We start from the raw sequence: 18,895 nt of genomic DNA, 5'->3' as shown, positions 1-18,895 counted from the left end.
ATTAGTCTCCCATTGTGATTGTTATTTTCTTGAGATTTTTCAGCGAAGTATTGGTCTTCTCGCTCTGCTTGACGACCTTGGAGCCCTCTCCTTTGAAAGTGACTTCAATGTCCTGCCACTTGGCAAAACGTTCGACATTTGCCTTGGTCCAGCCGTACATATCAGGCAGACTTTCTAAATCATCTGACAAGATCAAAACCTGCTGGTTGGCCTTAAGATTTTCGCCCTCTTTGACAGATACTTTTTTAATCTTGCTACCTGTTCCCAGTACAATTGGCTGGACTAGGTTGCGGCGCAATTCATCTGCCAGACCGCCAGGACTGATTTGATTTTTCAGACCTAGTTGCTTGGTCAGTTTCTCTACGGATGGCATTTTATAGCTGGTTTCTTCAGTGACTGTTTCAAGAGCCGGAGTCGCTTCCGTGGTCAGATTAAGACTGTCTTTGAGAGCGACAGCTTCTTCCAAGACCGGATTGACCACTTCCTGCCAGAATATAGGCTGGAATTTTTCCTCAGGCTGCTGAACGGTCACATACATGATAAATTCAGGATTTTCTGCCGGCGTCATGGCAACGACTGAATAGATATAATCGTTCTCGCCCTCTAGATATCCATTTTCAGAAGCGATCTGAGCGGTCCCTGATTTGACGGCGACATTCTGATCAGCCACTTGAATGACGGGTTCTCCACCAACATTCAGGGTTCCTTTGTAGGGGTCTGTTCCGACTTGAACCATATAATCTCGAGTGGTTTGAGCAGCTTTTTCTGAGACAGGATTTCCGATAATTTCTGTCGCTGTCTTACGAGCTGTATTGGTTTTAGGATCATGGATAGCATTGATAAACTTAGGCTGTACCATAACACCATCATTGGCTATGGCTGAGAAGGCCCGCAGCATCTGCACCTGAGTGACACCAATCCCTTGACCGAAAGAACTCATGGCAATCGTAACATAGTTATCACCAGGGAGCGAACCATAGGTTTCATTGCCCATCCCAAAGCGGGTCGGCAGACCAAACTTAAACTTACTCAAGTAGTCTAGCCACCTGTCATTGCCCATCTTCTGCTCCAGAATGGTCATACCAACGTTACTGGAATAGGTAAATCCTTGAGCAAAGGTCAGCGTTTCCCCTTCCGAAATCCCCATGTTGACATTCCAGTCCCGAATGGTCGCATCCATGACCTTATACTCTCTGCTGTCATAGGTATCGTTAGGATTAAAACTACCATTATCAATAGCTGAAGCCAGAGTCATGACCTTCATGGTAGATCCAGGCTCGTACTGACCTTGATAGAGCATGGTATTCCATGTGCCCAGATTTTCCTCATTCAAGCCTTCCTTGGTATCTGCATTATAGGTCGGCCGTTGAGAGGTGGCTAGGATTTCGCCGGTCTTGGCACTGACCAAGGTTGCATTGACAAACTTACCTTTGACCTTTTCTTGGAAAGCATTCATCCGCGTTTCCAGATAGGTTTGCAAATCAGCTGACAGCGTTGTATAGACATCCTTGCCATCCTCTGCCTGTACAGAGACCTTTTCTGATCCAGGAACAACATTACCGTTTCGGTCTTTTTCGTAGGTCACAACCCCATTCTGACCAGCAAGAATCCTATCCAGTGCCTGCTCCATGCCAGAAGTCCCTTTCAGCGTCTTATTGCCTTCCTTATCCTCCTGCAATTGGGCAAGACCGATAAACTGGGAGGCAAACACACCGTTATTATAACTGCGGTTAGGACTGGTAGTAAAGTCAATCCCTTCAATACCAGCAGCTTCAAAGGCTTCACGCATGGCATTCATATTACTGTAGGTAATGTCATTACCCTGTGCCCCGAAGGAAACTTGCTTGAGATTTTTCTGCGACAGCTGGGTTTTGACGTAGTCCTTATCCAACTCTAGGTATTGATTGAAAATTTCTGCCACCTTATCATACTGGGATTCTTCCACATAGAGAATCTTGCCGGTAGCTGACTTGTAACTCTTATCAATAATGGCATAGACATTATAAGTCGTGGCATCCTCAGCAATAGGAACACCATTTCGGTCATAAATTGTTCCCCGCCGGGCAGCGACTGTAACCGTCTTTTGATGGACTACTTCTGCACCCTTTGATAGATTAACACCGAACTTCTGGTCCGTCCCGATAATAATGGCAAAATTAATCAAGAAAACGAAAAAGAGAAAGATAGCTAAGATGCTCATGCTCTTTCCCACTTGCCGCCGATTGTATTCAGGGGTTTGCCTATTTTTCAGGGCATATTTTTTAATTTTTTCAAAAATTCTATTCTTCATCCGTTGAACTCACTGTTTTACGATTTCCCTTCTGGAGTTTCATATCCTGAGAGCTAGCTAACTGAGACAGTCTTTCATAGCGGGTCAGTTCATTGACTTCCTGCTTGATGTCGGCTAGTTCTGTCTGCTCCGCTTCAATCTGGGTATTGACTTCCGTCAAATCCCGATCTACCTGCAATAGCTTGGTCTGCATAAAGACGATGCTGACCGCTAAAATAATGGCAGTCAAAACGATAGAGCCGTAAAAGGCCTTCTCAACTCGGGAAAATTTTCGCATCTGATCTTGAAGCGGATTTGGTCTTTTTTCTGACATTTCTTCCTCACTTGTGTATCTTACGGGCCACGCGCAGCTTGGCGGAATGAGCCCGGTTATTGCTTTCTAATTCTTCTTTGCTTGGTAAAATTGGTTTGCGGCTGACCAGCTCCAGCTTAGGCTGCAGTTCATCTGGGATGAAGGGCAAGCCCTTGGGAACATCCACTGTTGACGCCTCCTTGAAAAGCTGCTTGGTCAGACGGTCTTCCAGCGAATGAAAAGTAATGACTGCAATCCGTCCGTCCACCGCCAGCAAATCAATTGCTTGCTGAATAGACTCATCCGCCGCTCCCAGTTCATCATTGACCTCAATCCGAATGGCCTGAAAGATCTGCTTGGCTGGATGGCCTTTCTTCTTCAGCTCCTTAGCTGGCTTAGCCGACTTGATAATTTCAGCCAGTTCTGTCGTTGTTTCAATAGGCTTGACCCTTCTAGCCTGCTCAATCTTGCGAGCAATCTGCTTAGAAAACTTATCTTCGCCGTATTTAAAAAAGATTCGTACTAAATCCTGATAGCTATAATGATTGACAACCTCAAAAGCTGTCAAGGCTGCATCGCGGTTCATGCGCATATCCAAAGGCGCATCCTGTTTATAGGAAAAACCACGCTCACGCTGATCCAGCTGAGGGCTGGAAACGCCTAAATCATAACAAATCCCATCAATTTCTTCCACACCGGCCTCTTGCAAACGGCTCTTGAGGTGGCGGAAATTGTCCTTGATAAAGGTCACCATCCCCCGCTCTACATAAGGAGCCAAGCGCTTTTTAGCATTGTCAATAGCCATCTGGTCCTGATCAAAGGCATAGAGATGCCCCTCATCCCCGAGCTGACTCAAAAGATATTCGCTGTGACCAGCACCTCCAAGAGTCGCATCGACATAGATGCCGTCAGGCTTAACAGCCAGCTGGTCAACCGTTTCATGAAGAAGAACAGTAATGTGATGAAATTCGTTTGTCATATCTTACTTATTATATCACATTCAAAAGCAAAAAAAAATTTAAAAGAAAAAGTAAGCGGATGAAATCCTTTTTAAAATTTTTGTCAGATATACTTGACACTTTTTCCAAAAAGTATTATACTAACATAAAATAAAAGTCAAATATAACTGACAAACATACTGGAAGTTATCAGTTATAGTATTAGAAAGGAAGGGTGTAATGAATCGTGTCAAAGAATTTCGAAAAGAAAAAAAGATGTCTCAGCTAGAGTTGGCAAAGTCTATCGGGGTATCGCGGCAAACTATCAATATGATTGAAAACAACAAATACAACCCTACTCTCGAGCTCTGTATCAACCTGGCTAGAGCGCTAGATACTGACCTCAACGCCCTCTTTTGGGAACCCCAGCTGACAGATGAAGATTCAAATGACTAAGAGTTTTTCCCTGCAACAACATTCATACCTAAAGAAAGGAAACAAACATGAAAAAAGAAAGATTCTCAGACAAAATGATCAAACGATTTTACGGCATTACCGGACCTTTGGACGAGCAAAAACGCCAGCAGGCTGAGCACTTAGGAAATATAGGCTTTATTTGGCTTTTCTTGATTTTGCAAGTTGGTAATTTCCTAGCTTTCATGCTAGCCGATATCTATCCAGGCTTAGATGCTCGAATTTACCCCATTATTATAGAGCTTCTTACCTTTATAATAGCTGGTATCATTTACTTCAGGTCTGAGAAAGAACACCTGGCAGATTTGGATTTGGAACTCATGAGTGAAAAAGAAAGGCGCAAGCTTCAATATCCTGGTCTTAAGATTACTCTCTTCGTTGGGTTGACTTTCCATCCTATCTTTAGCCTTGTAGAGGCAGTCACTCTCAAGCAAGACTTTTTCACTCTCTTTTTACAAGCTGATCGAATCCTGAAATCAGCCTTGGTCGCTAGCATTTTAGGTGTTTTTATCAGCTTTTACTTCAAATCACGCAAACACCATACTGAACAGAGCGAATAATCCCTTGACTTAAGCTAGAAAGGACACAAACATGAAAAAAGAAAGATTCTCAGACAAGATGATCAAACGATTTTACGGCATTACTGGACCTTTGGACGAGCAAAAGCGCCAACAGGCTGAGCATCTAGGAAATATAGGCTTTATCTGGCTTTTCTTTATCCTGATTTTTGGCAATGCCATCGCCTTTCCCTTAGCCTTTCGCTGGCCCAAAATTATCGCTCTTGCCTATCCTATCCTGCTTGAAATCCTTATCCTCGGCTTCTGTGTCTATATAATTATCCAAGCACGGCGCAAAGGAATTGATGACCTAGAGCTAGGACTTCAGGATGAAAAAGAAGAAAAAGCTATGAAACATGCTGGCCTCAAAGCAGGCTTCTCTTATTGGCTGCTCTTTTACCCTCTCTTCGGCATCATGATAGCTGTCATGGAAAAGAAAGATATCCTACAAGTTTTGCTTCAGCCAAAACTTATTATAACCGGATTGGCTGCTGGTCTTGGATTTGGATTGATTATGCATTTCATTGCCAAAGGAAAGATTCGTCAAGCACAAAAAAAGGAGGAAGAAGACCTATGAGACTCAATCTCAAAGAAAAAATGGAACTAGGCATTCTGTCCCTCATTATTGCCATCGCTGCTTATTTCTTTTTCCGTATCACGGAGCCTTGGATTTTCTGGCTGGATGTAGCCATCATCCTTAGTTGCATCAATGTAGCCCTCCGAATTTTGAAAAAACGTAAACAAGAATAAAAGAACCCCTCGACAGGAACTTTCTAGCTTCCTAGCGAGGGATTTTTTATATTTACTTAAGACTCTGGATCATCCAGACTGCGGCCATGAAGACCTTTCTCGCGCTGAACTTGACGCAATTTTTCAGGCGTCACGTCATTTCCAGCCTCGTCAACAATCTTGATGCCTTCGATGTGGTGCCGAACAGAGCGACGGTAGCCTTCGATGTACTCTTCACGAAGCTTGGCCTGCTCTACCTTTTCTTCACCAGTCAGACCGACTGTTTTTTTCTTTTTAGCCAGTTCATTAATACGGGCAATTTTTTTAGGATCCATGATTCTACCTCTCTCTTACCTTTTATTTGGTATTAATCTGATTAAACTGGGCCAGCTGTCCCGCCTTAGCCGTCAAAGAAGCTAGAAGAGCTAGACGGTTGTTACGCACAGCCTCATCTTCTGCCATAACCATGGTATGGTCAAAGAAAGCGTCGATAACTGGACTGAGGGCAAAAAGTTGATCCAGATTAGCAGCTAAGTCAGATGTCAGCTCTACTGCTTCAATGGCCGCAGCCAAGTCTTTTTCTTCTTGATTTTCAAAGAGTGCTGGATTGACAGCTGTCTGCCCTTGGGCTTTCTCAGCTAGATTGAAGACCCGAGATAGGCTTTCCACCGCTGACTTGAAGTTATCTTCCTGAGCTTTTTCTGCTAGAAGCGCAGCTGTTTCTACCAAATCGCGTACAACGAAATGAGTGCTTTGAAGAACAGCTGTCACGATATCTTTCGGAATGCCGCGATCCATCATTTTCTCAACACGGGCACGGAAGAAGTCCAGCACGGCCTCTTGATTGTCATAACTTAGACTATCAAACTTCAGTCTGTATAGTCGACCAAGAAGCTGAGCCAAGTCAATGTTCCAGCCAAACTTGTCCAAGATACGCACAACTCCCTGAGTCGCACGGCGCAGTGCATATGGGTCATTGGAACCGCTTGGAATCAAGCCAACTGAGAAGAAGGACAGAATGGTGTCCAGCTTATCAGCCAGAGCCAAGACTGCTCCGACCTTGGTGTCAGGTAATTCGCCATCGGCTGAAGTCGGCATATAGTGCTCCCGAATGGCAGCTGCCACCGCAGCATTCTCACCAGCCAGAAGAGCATACTTTTCACCCATGATCCCTTGCAGCTCATCAAATTCACCAACCATGCCAGTCAGCAGGTCAAACTTATAAATAGCCGCTGCACGAGCCAAGTCAGCTGTCTCATCAGCATCCAATCCTGCCTCTTGTGCCAAGAGAGCAGCAATCTTGCCAGTCCGCTCCATGTGCTCTGCCAGAGAACCAATCTTTTCGTGGAAGGTCACATTGTTCAGCTTTTCAACCAAGTCAGCAATAGCCAGCTTTTGGTCTTCCCGCCAGAAGAATTCCCCATCTTCCAGACGAGCCACCAAGACTTTCTCATTTCCCTTGATGACATTTTCCAGATGCTCTGCATTTCCGTTGCGGACTGAGATGAAGTGCGGTAAAAGTTTGCCTTCAGCATCGCGCACAACAAAGTAACGCTGGTGCTCTTTCATGGAAGTTACCAAGACTTCCTCAGGCACCTCTAGATATTTGGCATCAAAATTACCTAGGAAAGCAGTTGGATATTCTACCAGATTCAACACTTCATTGAGCAAGTCTTCGTCAATCTCGATAGAAACCCCGTGCTCCTCTTCAAGTGCTCGAATCTGCTCGACAATCATATCTCCCCGCTCAAGAGGACTAGCAATGACAAACTGAGCCCGTAGGTCATTTTCATAAGAATCCGCTGAAGCAATCTCCGTTTCTTGACCCAAGAAGCGGTGTCCTCGGCTAGTACGGCCGCTCTTGATATCCAAGAAATCCAAGTCAAAGGCCTGCTCATCTAAGAGTACAGTTAAGGTATGGACCGGACGGATGTATTCAAAGGTGTTGTTGGCCCAGTGCATGCTGACAGGGAAGGTCAGAGCTTGCAGAACCTCTGTCACTGCTGGGATGATTTCCTCCACAGGGCGGCCGATTTCTTCCTTGGTCACATAGACATATTCTTCCCCCTTAATTTCGCGGAAAGTAATGTCCTCAACCGTCAAGCCCTTACCACGGACAAAGCCTTCTGCAGCCTTGGTAAAGTTCCCATCTGCATCCAGAGCAATTTTCTTAGAAGGGCCTTTGAAATCTTCGGTCAAGTCGGACTGCTTGTCTGCCAAGCCAACCACGCGCACCGCCAAACGACGCGGTGTGGAGAACATTTCAATTTTCTCAAAAGTCAGACGATGGTCTGTCAGGAAGGCTCCCATCTTGTCGCGCAACTGTTTCATGCTCGGTGTCACGACATAGGCCGGCATTTCCTCCAAGCCTAATTCAACTAATAAATTTTTTACCATGATTATTCTCCCTCCTCTGCCAAGAGTTTCTCGCGAGTCTCAGCATCCAAAAGCGGATAGCCCAGACGCTTGCGCTCAGCCACAAAGGTCTTAGCCACGACACGGGCAAGATTACGAATGCGGGCAATATAGCCAGCCCGCTCTGTCACAGATACAGCGCCACGCGCATCCAAGAGGTTAAAGGTATGCGAGCATTTGAGAACATAGTCATAGGCCGGATGCACCAGATGCTCGTCCAGACAGCGCTTAGCTTCTGCTTCAAACTTCTCAAAATTCCCCAAGAGCAAGTCTTGATCGCTGACCTCAAAGCTATACTTGGAATGCTCATACTCAGGATGCGTGAAAATTTCGCCGTACTTAACGCCATCAGCCCACTCAATATCATAGACAGAGTCCACTTCTTGGATATAAGAAGCCAGACGCTCCAGACCATAAGTCACCTCAGCAGTCACCGGCTGAGTTGGCAGACCTCCGACCTGCTGGAAGTAAGTGAACTGAGTGATTTCCATACCATCCAGCCAGACTTCCCAGCCCAGACCAGCCGATCCAGTTGACGGGTTTTCCCAGTTATCCTCGACAAAGCGGATGTCATGCTCCAGCGGATTGATGCCCAAGAGCTCTAAAGACTGCAAGTAAAGTTCTTGGATATTGCTTGGAGAAGGCTTCATGACCACCTGAAATTGATGGTGCTGGTAAAGACGGTTCGGATTTTCCCCATAACGACCATCTGCCGGCCGGCGAGACGGCTCTACATAGGCCGCATTCCAAGGCTCTGGCCCAATAGCCCGAAGGAAGGTATAGGGGCTCATGGTTCCCGCCCCCTTCTCATTATCATAAGCCTGCATGAGCATACAGCCCTGGTCATTCCAGAATTGCTGTAAAGTCAAGATAATTTCTTGAAATGTTAATTTCTTAGACATTTGTTACTCCTTTAGTTTCTTGAGATTCTTGCGAAGCGTTCAAAAGGGAACGATTATTTCCCTTTTGAAAAGCTAGCACATCGCCTAGACAAACCGCCCCTAGCGGTTGTCGTCAGTCAATCGAACCCTTAGGTTCGCAATTGACTTTGGCGAGGTGAAATGTTAATTTTTTAGACATTTTTTACTCCTTTAGTTTGTTTATATCTCTTTGTCTATTATTTTCTGCTGTATGAACCAATCCAACAAGGGAAGTGTTTTATCTGTATTTTCCCAACGATGATAAGAATTAAAGACCGCTTGCACACTGCCTAGATTTTCTACTAACTTGTCAACTGTCAAAAAACTGCGCCAGTATTCGTAAAAAATACTAGCATAATTCCCTTGATAAGTCGAAGTACCGAAATCATTCAATGAGTGCCAACCGTGCTTTTTCTGAAAGAGCTTTACGAGAGACTGATTACATGCTTTTTCTGCTTGAAATTCCTCATCTGTAAAGAAATACTTGCGACTAATATACTCAGCCATACCTTCTTCAAACCAGATATAGGCACCGTATACATCAAAGTCATCTAAAAAATGCTCTGACCAATGAGCCAACTCATGGCCTACAATCTGCAAGAGGGAATTTCCTGACAAAGACTTATAGTGGCTTTCTATTGCTCGAGTTTGGTGAGAGGTCTTGTAATTCTCCAACTGAAGGAGATACAATTCTTTCCAAATCGGCAACTCGGGAGTCATAACCATCCGCTTATCATTTGTATAAGCCGGCACAGGATTTTCACGAATGATCTGCGTAGCAGAATCAAAATCGGACCAAATGATGGCTTGTGGCAAGTCATAAACCGCAAACTCGTCTTTTAAAAAAGCCAGATAATCCTGCAACTTTGCGGCATTCTTTGCAACGAAATCTCGAAAAGCTACTAATTGATTCTCATCTTTTACAAGATAAAGGTTCTCCATGGATCTCCTTTCTTTCGAACAATAGACTCAGTACGCAAAAGAACCACATCCGACACTCCTAGGCTCTTCAACCTAGGGGCGTCAAGACGCGGTTCCACCCTAATTTATTACTTCATTACTTTTGAAATGATAACCGAAAGCGCCATCTGCACTGCTTCCCTATCCGGCTCACACTATCCCGAACTCGCTAAAAAGTAGACAATGAGAATTCTTTCTAAAAAAGATTATATCAGAAAATAGACCTAATGTAAAATACTTATCAAAAAAGTACCCTAGACTAAAAATGAATGCAAGCCTTACCAAGCTGATTGAAACAATTAAATGAAATATCATTCCTTTTCTGCAATCAAGTAAACACCCTGCCACTCTTCCATTACAGCATTTCCTATCGCCAAAGCAAAGTCTGCATAAGAAATGGATTTACTGAGAAAAAAGTCTTCTTTTTGAGCCGAACTGTAGCGGTTATAACTGCCAGTTCTTGCCCCTTCAGCAACATAAACTGGCGGAGGAATCAAATAGGTCCAAGTGTGGTTAAAAAATGACTTTTCCAAATAGTCTCTAAGCCTAGCATGAGCAATTCCTCTAGGCAGAGTTTGTCTTGGAAAATATTCATTCTCCCAAAAACGCTGATTTGCTTCTAATTTTAGAGCCCCTGCGCCTCCAACCGTAACAAGATGAGTTTTCCTTGATGGATTAAAGGCCTGATGGATCCGTTGATCCAGTTGAATTAAAGAATTCTCTGATATATCTCCCCGTAAACGAATGGCTTGAACAACTATGTCACTGTCAGTAAGAGCCTCACGTAAACTGCAGACGTCATCAATATCAATCACTACTGTCTCTATGGCTGCATTTATCTTGGGCAGTCTTTCTTTATCTTTTTGACTTCTTAAGCCAGCAATTAACTGAATAGATTTGTATTTGGACAATTCTTTTATAACAAAGTTTCCTGTCCTGCCAGTTGCTCCTAATACCAGTACTCTCTTCATACTACTGTTCTCCTTTAATATCCAAAGTAAATGCAACAAGCATACTGAACAACAATAATAAAGCTAAAGTCAAAAAGGTTGCTTTTGCTCCCAGTACAGTCAATAACTGAACACCTGCAATCGGTCCAAAACTAGCACCTAAGAACAAAATAAAGGTGTAAAAAGAGACAGCGATTCCAGCTTGATTCTGTCCAAACCTTCCCACTAAAATAATTAAAGTGGGAACAATGATTGAAATTCCTGCTACAAATAAAAGACTCATTATAATCAATACATTGAGATATGGACAAAAAGCAATAATAAAAAGGGATACAAGCGAAAACAGCAAAGAAAGGATGAGTAAACATTTTATATCAAATTTTCTAGCTAATTTATCCGCAAAAGGAGCAAATAACATGCCAATCATACCTAAAGCTCTTATCTTAAAAATATTATCTTTACTTAAATGAAATGTATGAACTGAATAACCCTCTAAAACGGTGTAAAAAGCTACAAATGCAAATAATAAAGTCAGAGCAATCAGATAAAGCTTGATTAAATTCTTTTTCCTTAATACCTCCCAATAATGTCTAAACAATTGAGAAAATAGAATTCCTTTACTTTGGTTAGAAACAGGTGAAGCATAGCTATATAAGATTAGGGCTGTTAGCAAATAAATTATTCCAAATGTACAAAAGACAGCCTGCCAGTTCAACAACCGACTAATGTAAGCACTCATAATTTGCCCGACAATTGCCGAAATCAAAAAACTGGCACTGACAAGGCCTACAACTGTCCCTTTAATCTCTTTTGAAAATTTTTCGGAAATATAAACAACAGCTACAGGGGCAAAGCTAGATGCGGCTATGCCCTGCATGATCCGTCCCATAATTAACCAAGACAACTGATTGCCAAAAGGAATGATAAGAGTAATAACTGATAATAAGATCAACCCTCCAACCATAATTCTTTTTCTGCCAAATCGATCAGATAAAACACCAACTAAGAGACAGCTTAAAGCATAGGCAAAAGAAAAACTTGTTCCCAACCAAGCTGTCTGTTCTGCACTAACATGAAACTGCTGAGTAAAAGCAGACATTAAAGGAATCGTTATGTAATTACTGGCGACAACTATAAGGCCACACCAAAATAATAGAATGGCTAAACTTATTTCATTTATTTTGAATTGATTTTCTTTCATTTCCAATCCCTCCCCGAAACAAATAAACATTTTATGTAGAAAAACTACATCTATTGTAATATAAATACATATTAAAGTCAAGAAAAATTGTAGTTCTACTCTCAATATTGTAAAATAGAGGTATCAACAAAACTTAAAAGGACTTGTTTTATGGAAAAAAGAAACGAAGATTATTCGGCATTATTAGATGTCAAACTCCTAAAAAAATTAGTTGTCGGTATCGGTGAGGTTTCTAAAATCACTGGTATCCCTATTCGAAAAATCCGTTATTGGGAAGAAAAAGGAATCATCCACTCTCAAAACAAGAAAGGGGGAACAACCAGAAGATATGATTATATGAATATCAAAAAAATACTTTTAATTCAAGAAATGCTAGAAGAAGGTTTCACCTTAGAAGCTTCTGTTAAAAAAGTTGAAAAACGTCTGTCTACTTTGAATGATATGTTCAAAAATTTATCCAATCATTTGGAAGACAGGCCATTGAATTCTGAAGACAAATAAAAAAGAGTGGAACACTTTGGTTCCAGTCTTTCAAAATATAGAAAAATTTTGGGATAGAAGATAATAATTATGAACTCTTAGAATTGCCGATATAACAGTATTCTAAGAGTCTTTATTTTGCCAATAACCACCTGTCTAACGGGTGGTTTGGACGAGGGCTATAAGCCCACATCACCAGAACTTGGGACAAAAGTTCTTTAGCTTCCAAAAAAAGAGTTTGGGACAAAAAGATTTCAATTTTTAAAAATCTTAATTATTAAGCCCTTCAAATCTATAATTAAATGCGAAAAGCGAACAAAGCAGAATTCTGATTACCAGAAAACTAGTTTTGTTCGCTTTTTATATTTAAGGCTGGACTTTTATCCCAGACTCTTTTGCATGGTTGTGATAGTCTTGGTAAAATAGAATTACCCAATAAACCATTTAGAAAGGCTATCTCATGCATATTCACTATAACACAAATCAAACAACTTTACCACTAGAAATCAGTTCTTTCTTGCCACAAGACCATCTCGTCTTTACCATTGAAAAAGTGGTGAATTCCTTGGAGGATTGTCACTTCCATGCCTTCTATCAAGCCTTCGGTCGCCCGTCTTATCACCCTAAAATGCTTGTATCTACTCTTCTATTTGCCTATTCACAAGGGATTTTCTCTGGACGAAAAATCGAAAAAATGATGATTGAAAACATTGCCATGCAGTACTTAACAGGACAGTTGCTTGTCAGTTACCGCACCATCAATCGCTTTCGAGTCGTTGCGGGGATGGAAGACCTCATTCGTGATCTTTTCATTGACCTCAATCTTCGTTTGAAATTAGAAGAGTTAGTAACTTTAGATTGTCTGTTTATTGATGGGACTAAGATTGAAGCCAACGCCAACAAGTATAGTTTCGTATGGAAAAAGGCCACAGACAAGTTTTCCGTCAAACTTCAAGAACAGATACAGGTCTATTTCCAAGAAGAAATCACACCCCTTATCCATCAAGCGATTGTGCTGGATGAAAAAGAATCGATTACTTCAGAACAGTTGACCGAGTTCGCTCAAGTCCTTGAAGAAGAATTGGCAAAACTGAGCCAAGACATTGAAGAGGTACCCGTTAAAGGAAAGGATAAACGGAAAACCCAAGGTCGGAAACTCAAGAAAGTCCTGCGTAAAGTAAAGGATGACTTTTCAGTGCGTGCTGAGAAATATGAGAATTATCAAGAAACTTTTAATGGTTGTAACAGCTTTTCCAAAACCGATCCAGATGCCACTTTTATGCGGATGAAGGAGGATCATATGAGAAATGGTCAACTCAAACCTGGCTACAACCTACAAATCGCTACGAAAAATCAGTTCGTCCTACACTATGATATCTATCCAAATCCAACAGATACCAGAACGCTGTTGCCTTTTTTAGAAAGCTATCCACATGACTTGAAGACAGTTGTCGCCGATGCTGGATATGGAAGTGAAGAGAACCTCCTTCGTTTAGATGAAAAGGAGGTCAACCATCTGATTAAATATGCCATGTTTGATAAGGAACAGAAGAAAGGGTATAAACAGTCGGCTAGAAACTTAGCGAATTGGCACTATGATGACAAGGAGGATAGCTACACACATCCTGATGGCTGGTGCTATCGTTTTCATCATATCAAACATCAGAAAACACAGATGGACTTTCAACAGGAAATCAAGGTTTACTACGCTGATGAACCTGAATCAGCCCCTCAAAAGGGACTGTATATCAACGAACGTTATCAAGACTTGAAAGCTAAAGAATGCCAAGCGCTTTTATCTCCCGAAGGTAGACAGATTTTCGCTCAACGTAAGATTGATGTGGAACCTGTCTTTGGGCAGATAAAGGCTTGTTTGGGTTACAAGAGATGTAACCTAAGAGGCAGACGGCAGGTTAAAATTGACATGGGATTGGTGCTCATGGCTAATAACCTCCTAAAATACAATAAGAGAAGGAGTCAAAATTAAAAAGCTAGAGGTCCGCAATTGGGAATCTCTAGCTTTTTTGTGGCTGAGAACTATTTTGTCTCAGGTTCTTTTAACTCACTTGAAAACCAATTAGACTTGTTTAGGTTTTTTCGGTCTCACAACTCTTGGCTTTCTGCCATCAAGTTTTCTCTTGGCTGCTCTGAGATTGGCGATGGCTTCTTTGACATCTTCCTGGCTGGCACCTGGATTAGCCAAAACTTCCTTAGCCTGTGCATAAGCCTCTAGATAAGCCGCCTTCACCGCATCAGTCGCATAGATAAACTTATTGCTGATGGCTTGGTAATGCACTTCATCATCGACTAGCTTCTTGAGATTAGTAAAGTTCGTCGCCTTGCCATCTAGCTTCTTCTCTGCTGTAGTCAGCTGAGCTAGGGCAGTATCAATTTGCTCCTGGGTCACCTTGTCCTGCACCAAGAGCAGGGCCACTGCTTGGAAGGCCTTGTCATAAGCGCGACGAGTTCTATCCTTAGCATTGGCATAAGCACCTGTCTTAGTGGTAGCTGCATAAGCCTCCACAGCTGCTTTAACCGCAGCAAGGTCAGAGTCCTTGCCGTCTAGATTAGCAGATGCTGTTTCTAGTTTTGCTCTTACGGCATCAACTTGCGCTTGAGTAAGTTTACTTGTCAAAGCTTCCTTGGCTGCCTGATATGCTTGGTCGTAGGCTGTGCGCTTCGCTGCAGAAGCATTGTAATACTGAGCAGTGCCGACCAGACTAGACTGCTGATTGACAGCCGCCAGCAAGCCTGACTTGACGATAACTCCCAGCTTGAGCAGGTTATTCTTGCCCTCTTTGACCTCAACAGTCGGCTCAGTTTCCCAGAGCTCGTAGCCAGTCGGTAGGTTGACAAAGACAGAGTAGAATCCAGCTGCTACAGATCTTCCAAAGGCATGCTTGCCAAACAGTTCTGCTGGAAGCGTATAGGCATCGCCATTGTTATTCTTGAGAACCACTTGAGTATTCTTCGGAACAGCTTGATCAAAGGCAACGCTGACCGGTGCAAAGACTAGCTTCTTGACTAGAAACTCAATCGTCTTAAAGCTATCTTGGGCTGTCAGCTCAAACTCCTGAGTCAGAGCGCTGTAGAAACGAAGCTCATCCTTATCATAAGTAAAGATCTCAGCTGTGTAGCGTCCAAACGGCAGAGCATTGATTTGCTTGCCCTTGTCCAGTTCGACATACTTGCCCTTGCTATCCCTGATTCGATAGACAAAGGTCGACGATACATCTTGATGCGTATTAACATCTACCAGAGCGACACGGATGCGCCCATCATTTTCAGCACTGACTAGTTCTGACAGAGCTATGGCATCACGGTTGCCCGCATAGTCCTCTACCACATAGAAAATCTTAGACTTGTCCACTCCTTTTGGCAAGGTGTAGCTGCCATCCGCATTGGCTGAGATGTAAACCCGACGCTCGTAATCACGCTCAATGCCAAAATCATCCACAGCTTTATAGGTCTCTTTCCCTTTTTCATCTGCTTGCAGATAGAAGACCTGTTCTCTCAAAATACCGCCGTTTCCAACATCTTTTGGCTTGCGAGCCGTAAAGGTTTCCGCACCATCCTTGGTACTGATATAGCCTGAGCTAATCAAAGGCTTCTGGGTATCGATCTGTAGCTTAAAGGTAATCTGCTGCTCTTTAGCACCTGGTACATCTGGTGTATAGCGAACCACATAGGTATAGAGGCCATCCTCCAGCTTCTCACCCTTGCTGTCACGACCATCCCAGTATGTATCTTCTAGTAGGTAGGACTTAGGATTGTCTGACTGACCACTATAATAGTTCTTGCGGCCTTCTTTAATCGTGCTGCTCTGCCAGATTGGGAAGCGATAGTCCTTATCATCTGCCGTATAGACACTAGCTGTCAGATTATTGATATTGCGATAGAGAACTGTCCGATACTGGATGCTGTCCTGATTGCCATCTCCATTAGGTGAGAAGGCCAGACGAATCTTGCCATCTGCTCCCAGCTGCAGCACATGCTTACCATCCGCATTTTCTGCAGTTCCCAGTACAATTGAGCTGCGAGCAGCTGTTCGACCGGTCGAATAGAGCTTGTCATTGGATTCCGTCACAAGCGAAGAGACATTGTCATCAGACAGGATACTCTTATCCTCTGGTACTGGGTAATAGAAGCCTGACTTGCCTTCTTGGACCAGATCATAGATTGGTCTTTCTACAGCTGGAAGATCTTGAAATTGCCCACGGAAGCCCATGAATGGCAGACTAACAACATCGCCGTCATCCGCTGGATCGACAAAACGGACAAAACCTTCTAGGAAATAGCCGTTCGGCATCTGTTTGATCAACTCTTCCGCAAACTTAGCAGTATTTACCTTGACCGTCACTTTCTGGCTGCTGTGAGCCTTGACAGTAACTTCTGGCCAGACCGTTTCGGTTAGTTTGCGCGGTGTCAGGGTAAAGTAGCCATCCTTGACTGCATCCGTGTTGGTATTGACAATCATCTTCAGCGTCCGGTCCTTATCAGTGATATTATGAACCGTAACATCAAAAGTGAAGCTGTCTTGGACATTGCCCAAGGAAACACTAGGATATTGGTTATCCCCTGTCACATAGAGGCCGGTAGAAATAGCCGCTGCCGTATCTACGATACCAGCACCCTGCTGACGCGGAGAGGTATAGGCACCTGTTTCCTTGTTGACATGCAGCTTAGCTGTTGACATAATGAGCGCTTTGACTAAATCTGCATTCTGGGCAGGCGTCAGTTCTGGATAGTGCTGAAGGAGATATTCCTTGACAAGAGCCGCTACACCAGCCACATGAGGCGTAGCCATACTGGTTCCCTTCATAGAGCCATAGGTATTGTCATTAAGTGAAGAGTAAATATCGCCACCTGGTGCTGTCACATCTGGCTTGAGCAAGCCATCTGTCGTTACACCCCAACTAGAGAAGTCAGACAGACTACCAGCTCCTGGATGCGGCCGATTGACCTTAAGACCATTAAAGACTACCTTGTAATTACCAGCTGCCAAAGCCTCTCCATATTCCTTACTGATAAAGGCTGATGGAACCTTTTTAGATTCACTGTCCAGGCTCATCGTTAGGTTAGCTCCGTCGACGTTATTATAGATCAGAGCACCAACAGCACCATGGCTGATGGCATTTCTAACCTTTTCAGCAAAGGTAAAGGAACCACGCTGGATAAGAGCCAGCTTCCCTGTCAAATCCTTACCAGCAAAGTCCTCTTCACGGCCAAGACCAACATGGACATACTCATATTCCTTGCCCTTTTCAAAGGTTGCATTTGTCTCACCCATGGAATAGCTGAAATGACCGTTCAAAAGCTTATCATTCTTTTCCAGACCACGCACTTCCATGACTTCCTCTGTCAGGACAGTATTATTGACAGAAGCGACTGAGATAGAGCTTTCTACTGTTGAAGGACTGCCAACTAGACCATAGTCTGGATTTTCAACCAGCGGTTTAGAGTATTCACTTCCGAAAGTGTTGTCATTACCCGCTGCAATGATCACACTCACCCCCTTGGCCCGAGCGCGCTCAATAGCCGCCTGCAGACTAGGGCTGACATCAACTGTAGACCCTGTTGCTGAGCCCAGACTCATATTGATGGTATCAGCTCCCAAAGCTACTGCATCATCAATGGCCTTAATATAGATAGCGTCGCTAGTTGTGCGCTGACGGTCAGAAAAGACCCGCATAAACATAACTTGTGCTTCTGGCGCAACACCGTAGACATACTCATCATTAGGAGCTTTCTTGTTGGGATTTCCCACTGAAATCCCTGTTACGTGCATACCATGCGAATAACTGTTCTTTTCTTTGATATTGTCATCACCGTCGATATAGTTATAGGCATAGACAACCTTGCTGTTGTACCACTTCCCGTAGTCAATACCAGCCTTCTTCTTAGCCTCTTCCAGAGCTGCCTCTGTCTGATACTTGGCCTTGGAAGGATCTGAAATTCGCAGAACTTCATGATGGACATCCAAGCCCGAGTCAATAATCGCTACTACTCGGCCTTGACCTTTATACCCCTGAGACCAAGTCTGAGGTACCTTGATAATCTCATTGGTGCTGATGCTGCTTGGCTTAGCATCGCGAGAAGTTGGTGACTCTGCTACTGAATCAGGATTAGCAGCAGGCTTTTCTGAGTTTTCGGCTGCCGGAGACTCTACAGTTGGGTTAGCCTGAACTGTTGACTTGGTCTCTGTGGCAGATGGCTGAGTTACCTTCTCAGCACTTGAAGAAGCCTCTTCTGATGAAGAAGTCGCTCCTTTCTCTACAGGAGTTGCAGATGCTTCCTTAGCCTCTGTCTTAGAAGGCTGACTAGCCTGATCTGTACTTGAAGTAGCCGATTCAGAAGAAGCTGGCGTTGCTTTCTCCACAGGGGCTTGAGTTGCCGGCTGACTCTCAGGTGTTACTGCTTGAGAAGCAGACTCAGTCGCTGATACCACAGCAGTAGTCGGCTGAACTTGCCCTGACGAACTAGTGGTCGCCTGCTCATCTGCCTGAGCCTGTCCCGCACCAAAAACCAGAGCAGTTCCCAACAGAACAGAAGCCAGACCGAACTTGTATTTACGGAGTGAAAAACGTTGTCTTTGCATAGAAGTCTCCTTACTTTATTTATAAACCATATTATAATAAAAATTTTCTGACAATTCATACACATATAACAAATGTAACAAAAATGTAATA

The 18,895-nt window shown here is 43.4% G+C and carries 16 protein-coding genes; 6 read left to right on the top strand and 10 right to left on the bottom strand.

From position 1 onward, the window contains the following. Nucleotide 1: 1 nt before the first annotated feature. The 3 genes from FFV08_02810 to rsmH are packed head-to-tail and all read right to left on the bottom strand — an operon-like array spanning nucleotide 2 to nucleotide 3,561. Nucleotides 2-2,290, bottom strand: a complete 2,289-nt coding sequence (locus FFV08_02810) for a penicillin-binding protein (protein QLB51693.1) — start codon at nucleotides 2,288-2,290, stop codon at nucleotides 2-4. Beyond that, nucleotides 2,280-2,603 (bottom strand): cell division protein FtsL, encoded by a 324-nt coding sequence (gene ftsL / locus FFV08_02805; protein ID QLB51692.1) that lies wholly within the window; start codon nucleotides 2,601-2,603, stop codon nucleotides 2,280-2,282. Before ftsL ends, FFV08_02810 begins: the two co-directional genes overlap by 11 nt. A 7-nt stretch (nucleotides 2,604-2,610) precedes the next feature. Beyond that, nucleotides 2,611-3,561: a 16S rRNA (cytosine(1402)-N(4))-methyltransferase RsmH gene (gene rsmH / locus FFV08_02800; protein ID QLB51691.1), complete on the bottom strand. Its 951-nt coding sequence runs from the start codon at nucleotides 3,559-3,561 to the stop codon at nucleotides 2,611-2,613. Between the two features lie 199 nt (nucleotides 3,562-3,760). Between rsmH and FFV08_02795 the strand changes: the two genes are divergently transcribed. From FFV08_02795 to FFV08_02780, 4 genes are read left to right on the top strand one after another with little or no spacing between them, the layout of a single operon-like run. Then, nucleotides 3,761-3,976 (top strand): helix-turn-helix transcriptional regulator, encoded by a 216-nt coding sequence (locus FFV08_02795; GenBank protein ID QLB51690.1) that lies wholly within the window; start codon nucleotides 3,761-3,763, stop codon nucleotides 3,974-3,976. 47 nt (nucleotides 3,977-4,023) lie between these two features. Next, a complete protein-coding gene (locus FFV08_02790) occupies nucleotides 4,024-4,554 on the top strand; it encodes a DUF3278 domain-containing protein (protein QLB51689.1) in 531 nt (176 codons plus the stop codon). Between the two features lie 31 nt (nucleotides 4,555-4,585). After that, entirely contained in the window at nucleotides 4,586-5,128 is a 543-nt protein-coding gene (locus FFV08_02785; GenBank protein QLB51688.1) for a DUF3278 domain-containing protein, read from the top strand. Continuing rightward, a complete protein-coding gene (locus tag FFV08_02780; protein QLB51687.1) occupies nucleotides 5,125-5,301 on the top strand; it encodes a hypothetical protein in 177 nt (58 codons plus the stop codon). The genes FFV08_02785 and FFV08_02780 overlap by 4 nt, the downstream gene beginning before the upstream one ends. Nucleotides 5,302-5,357: 56 nt before the next feature. Here FFV08_02780 and FFV08_02775 read toward each other — a convergent pair whose 3' ends face one another. The 6 genes from FFV08_02775 to FFV08_02750 form a co-directional block, all read right to left on the bottom strand. Next, nucleotides 5,358-5,615: a DUF896 family protein gene (locus FFV08_02775; GenBank protein QLB51686.1), complete on the bottom strand. Its 258-nt coding sequence runs from the start codon at nucleotides 5,613-5,615 to the stop codon at nucleotides 5,358-5,360. A gap of 22 nt (nucleotides 5,616-5,637) precedes the next feature. Continuing rightward, entirely contained in the window at nucleotides 5,638-7,677 is a 2,040-nt protein-coding gene (locus FFV08_02770; GenBank protein ID QLB51685.1) for a glycine--tRNA ligase subunit beta, read from the bottom strand. Between the two features lie 2 nt (nucleotides 7,678-7,679). After that, nucleotides 7,680-8,597 (bottom strand): glycine--tRNA ligase subunit alpha, encoded by a 918-nt coding sequence (gene glyQ, locus FFV08_02765; GenBank protein ID QLB51684.1) that lies wholly within the window; start codon nucleotides 8,595-8,597, stop codon nucleotides 7,680-7,682. 198 nt (nucleotides 8,598-8,795) lie between these two features. Then, complete coding sequence (locus FFV08_02760) at nucleotides 8,796-9,557, bottom strand: elongation factor Tu (GenBank protein QLB51683.1); 762 nt, start codon at nucleotides 9,555-9,557, stop codon at nucleotides 8,796-8,798. A 329-nt stretch (nucleotides 9,558-9,886) separates the two neighbouring features. Then, entirely contained in the window at nucleotides 9,887-10,546 is a 660-nt protein-coding gene (locus tag FFV08_02755) for a saccharopine dehydrogenase (protein QLB51682.1), read from the bottom strand. A 1-nt stretch (nucleotide 10,547) separates the two neighbouring features. Continuing rightward, nucleotides 10,548-11,726, bottom strand: coding sequence for an MFS transporter (locus tag FFV08_02750; GenBank protein ID QLB51681.1), 1,179 nt, complete (start codon nucleotides 11,724-11,726; stop codon nucleotides 10,548-10,550). 150 nt (nucleotides 11,727-11,876) lie between these two features. On the opposite strand from FFV08_02750, the gene FFV08_02745 reads away from it, so the two are divergent. Next, a complete protein-coding gene (locus FFV08_02745; GenBank protein QLB51680.1) occupies nucleotides 11,877-12,227 on the top strand; it encodes a MerR family transcriptional regulator in 351 nt (116 codons plus the stop codon). A 439-nt stretch (nucleotides 12,228-12,666) separates the two neighbouring features. Further along, nucleotides 12,667-14,193: an IS1182 family transposase gene (locus FFV08_02740; GenBank protein ID QLB51679.1), complete on the top strand. Its 1,527-nt coding sequence runs from the start codon at nucleotides 12,667-12,669 to the stop codon at nucleotides 14,191-14,193. Between the two features lie 90 nt (nucleotides 14,194-14,283). On the opposite strand, the gene FFV08_02735 is transcribed toward FFV08_02740, so the two are convergent. Further along, complete coding sequence (locus FFV08_02735) at nucleotides 14,284-18,804, bottom strand: YSIRK-type signal peptide-containing protein (protein ID QLB51678.1); 4,521 nt, start codon at nucleotides 18,802-18,804, stop codon at nucleotides 14,284-14,286. Nucleotides 18,805-18,895: the final 91 nt, after the last annotated feature.

Origin of the sequence: Streptococcus sanguinis (assembly GCA_013378335.1) — a bacterium.
In the GTDB taxonomy this organism is placed as follows: domain Bacteria; phylum Bacillota; class Bacilli; order Lactobacillales; family Streptococcaceae; genus Streptococcus; species Streptococcus sanguinis_I.
The sequence above is the reverse complement of the archived record's forward strand: the minus strand, read 5'-3'. Positions and strand labels throughout refer to the sequence as shown.

Bases quoted from the DNA above. Each gene is read 5' to 3' on its own strand.
- FFV08_02810 (QLB51693.1), bottom strand. From the start codon at position 2,290: ATGAAGAATAGAATTTTTGAAAAAATTAAAAAATATGCCCTGAAAAAT.
- ftsL (QLB51692.1), bottom strand. From the start codon at position 2,603: ATGTCAGAAAAAAGACCAAATCCGCTTCAAGATCAGATGCGAAAATTT.
- rsmH (QLB51691.1), bottom strand. From the start codon at position 3,561: ATGACAAACGAATTTCATCACATTACTGTTCTTCTTCATGAAACGGTT.
- FFV08_02795 (QLB51690.1), top strand. From the start codon at position 3,761: ATGAATCGTGTCAAAGAATTTCGAAAAGAAAAAAAGATGTCTCAGCTA.
- FFV08_02790 (QLB51689.1), top strand. From the start codon at position 4,024: ATGAAAAAAGAAAGATTCTCAGACAAAATGATCAAACGATTTTACGGC.
- FFV08_02785 (QLB51688.1), top strand. From the start codon at position 4,586: ATGAAAAAAGAAAGATTCTCAGACAAGATGATCAAACGATTTTACGGC.
- FFV08_02780 (QLB51687.1), top strand. From the start codon at position 5,125: ATGAGACTCAATCTCAAAGAAAAAATGGAACTAGGCATTCTGTCCCTC.
- FFV08_02775 (QLB51686.1), bottom strand. From the start codon at position 5,615: ATGGATCCTAAAAAAATTGCCCGTATTAATGAACTGGCTAAAAAGAAA.
- FFV08_02770 (QLB51685.1), bottom strand. From the start codon at position 7,677: ATGGTAAAAAATTTATTAGTTGAATTAGGCTTGGAGGAAATGCCGGCC.
- glyQ (QLB51684.1), bottom strand. From the start codon at position 8,597: ATGTCTAAGAAATTAACATTTCAAGAAATTATCTTGACTTTACAGCAA.
- FFV08_02760 (QLB51683.1), bottom strand. From the start codon at position 9,557: ATGGAGAACCTTTATCTTGTAAAAGATGAGAATCAATTAGTAGCTTTT.
- FFV08_02755 (QLB51682.1), bottom strand. From the start codon at position 10,546: ATGAAGAGAGTACTGGTATTAGGAGCAACTGGCAGGACAGGAAACTTT.
- FFV08_02750 (QLB51681.1), bottom strand. From the start codon at position 11,726: ATGAAAGAAAATCAATTCAAAATAAATGAAATAAGTTTAGCCATTCTA.
- FFV08_02745 (QLB51680.1), top strand. From the start codon at position 11,877: ATGGAAAAAAGAAACGAAGATTATTCGGCATTATTAGATGTCAAACTC.
- FFV08_02740 (QLB51679.1), top strand. From the start codon at position 12,667: ATGCATATTCACTATAACACAAATCAAACAACTTTACCACTAGAAATC.
- FFV08_02735 (QLB51678.1), bottom strand. From the start codon at position 18,804: ATGCAAAGACAACGTTTTTCACTCCGTAAATACAAGTTCGGTCTGGCT.